We start from the raw sequence: 2557 nt of genomic DNA, 5'->3' as shown, positions 1-2557 counted from the left end.
CCAATATCTATTTCTGTCGTAAGATTGCAAAAGCCTTAAATGAGAATATTCATTTTATGTATATTGCAGGGAATTCTACAAGATATTGAGACAAGTATACAATCTGATAATCAAGAAATTAATCAAGAATAACCTCCAAAAGAGATAGATTCTCAAGTACAAAGAGAAGTTGGCTCAAAAACTTCAGAAAATGGAGTTTGAGACAGGCGAACTATACTATGAAGATACCTAAAATGCTATTCCCTCATCTCTTTTTTGTTCAAATATTGTTTTTGTGGATTATATCTTCCAAAATTGAATAAAATATTAGAAAAACTTGAATATTTATACTCTATAAAATTTGCAGTATAAAAAAGAGGCTATCCTTTTCGGACAGCCTCCTACCCGCTCTTTGGCTATCATCACATACTCAGCTACGCCTGCTCGCTTTTACTGTTCACTCTTCACTTTTTTCTGTCTCAAAAAAATAACAATTTGTTTATTTTTCGTATCTTTGCACAAAATTTCTGAAATTTAATGTTTTTCTCAAATGAAAAACTGTTAATTTCGGTAAATCTTTGCTTTATTTGAGAATGCTTAAACAGGTTCAATATCAAATTCTTTACATATGAGAGAAATAGTTACCCTCAGAAAAGGAGCCTTCGTACTCTTTGCAGCAGCGACCGCGATGGTGGGCTGTTCCAAAAGTGATAGTAATTCCAATCCTACTCCTCCGACACCTCCAGCACCTCAGGCGAAGGTAGAGACTCCTACTCACCTTAAGGGTTGGGCTATACAGCCTAAAGTAGATACCCAACAGCCTTATATGGTTTTCTCTACCGAGAAGGAAGGTGAACAAGCTTTGATGCTTACCCTTGCCGAGGGCAAGGACAACAAGGTATGGATAGATACCAACAACAACGGCATTTTAGACAAGGAAGATGTGAAGGTTACCGACCCCGCTAAGTCTATGGCTCTTGCCAGCAAACCAAACGTTTATGCCGTCTATAGCAAGGCGGTGAGAGTAGTAGCCTCCGGTAACGCTCTTGCCAAGGCTATTACCTTCACTCCTAAGCAAAAGGTATATGCCGTTTATGGAAAGGTGGCGAGTGTAGTAGCCTCCGGCAATGCTCTTACCGCAGCCGATGTGCGTGCCAACCCAGCCCTTACTGAGCTCAATGTGGCGAACAACAAGCTCTCTGAGGCTGCTCTCACCTCTCTTGTACAGCATTTGCCTACTCCAGGAAACGGCGAAACTGCTGCTGTGGTGCTCCGCAACAAGGATTTGGGAACGAAGGAAGGCAATGTAGTAAATGCTACTGTTCTTGCAGAGGTGAAGAAAAAGGGTTGGGCGCCTCAGGCGATCCAAGATAAGGAAACTGTAGCTGACCAAGAAGGTGCTAAGCCAGAACCCAAAAATCCTGAAGATTATTATATAGAGCTTACTACCGAAAAGGCCATAGGCGAAAAGGTAAAACTTTATATTAATGCAGCTAAGGAAGATCAACCAGGGGTATGGATAGACCTTAATAGTAATGGTCAATGGGACGAAGGGATTGACCAAAAACCTGAGGTATTTGGCAACATTATCAGATGCTCTTTCCAAACTCAAATCTTTAGGATTTATGGTAAAGTAAGTTCTTTGGATTGCGAAGACAACGAGCTTTCCGCTATAGATATCAGTCATAATGATGTGCTAACGAAATTACTGGCCAAAAAAAATAAGCTCTCTTCTATAACTCATTTAGAGCATTTAACTACTATATCTTTGGATACCCATACCCTACAGAGCAGTAATCTGCCTGATGGACTTATCTCTTTGGACATAAATGAAACTAGCCCTCTCGCTACTATAGATACAAAGCCATTTACGAAACTTAAATTTTTGAGTATAATAGATTGCAAAAGTATCAAAAGCTTAGATCTTAGCCTAAATACAGACCTTAGATCTTTAAGAGCTATTCAATCAGGGCTTACTGAGTTAGACCTTTCTTACCAGCCTTATCTAAGTTTTTTAAGTGCTTCACACAGCCCTTTTACTAAGCTAAATATAACAGGAAACAAAGCATTAGGATTTGTATATATTGAGCTTACTTCAGAGGGGGAAGGTCTAAAAGGAGAGGCACTTATGCAGTTTATAGAACAGCTACCTAAGAAAGAAGCAGGCAAAGAGGGTAAAATCCGCTTAAGCCCAGAACAAGCTTCAGAGGCTGTTAAGGAACTTCTACAAAAGAAATACTGGAGTTTTTCTATCAAATAAATTAAATATAGTGATGAGCCAATGAGGCTGTCCGAAAAGTTTTTTAGATAGCCTTTATCTAAAAAAATAGGAGGCTACCTAGATAAAAAAGTAGCCTCATTTTTTTTGTGTTTTACCATAAATTTTGTAATTTCGTGGGTGAGAAAAAAACACTATAGCAAAGTTACAATTAAAAAATGAGCCTAGTAATAGCCCAGAGCTATTTCCTAAAAATATTTTTGATAGGATTCCTCAAGGCCATCTTGTAAGGCTTGTTAAGAAAGTAGTAGAAGGATTGAATATCAATCATATATTAAAGCATTATAAGATAGGAGGCGC

General features: G+C 38.4%; 1 protein-coding gene. It reads left to right on the top strand.

From position 1 onward, the window contains the following. The first annotated feature begins 607 nt into the window (after positions 1–607). Positions 608–2239: a leucine-rich repeat domain-containing protein gene (locus tag CAPGI0001_RS12655; protein ID WP_002670787.1), complete on the top strand. Its 1632-nt coding sequence runs from the start codon at positions 608–610 to the stop codon at positions 2237–2239. Positions 2240–2557: the final 318 nt, after the last annotated feature.

This window comes from Capnocytophaga gingivalis ATCC 33624 (assembly GCF_000174755.1).
GTDB classification, from domain to species: Bacteria; Bacteroidota; Bacteroidia; order Flavobacteriales; family Flavobacteriaceae; genus Capnocytophaga; species Capnocytophaga gingivalis.
This window is presented reverse-complemented; position numbering and strand designations above follow the sequence as displayed.

Bases quoted from the DNA above. Each gene is read 5' to 3' on its own strand.
- CAPGI0001_RS12655 (WP_002670787.1), top strand. From the start codon at position 608: ATGAGAGAAATAGTTACCCTCAGAAAAGGAGCCTTCGTACTCTTTGCA.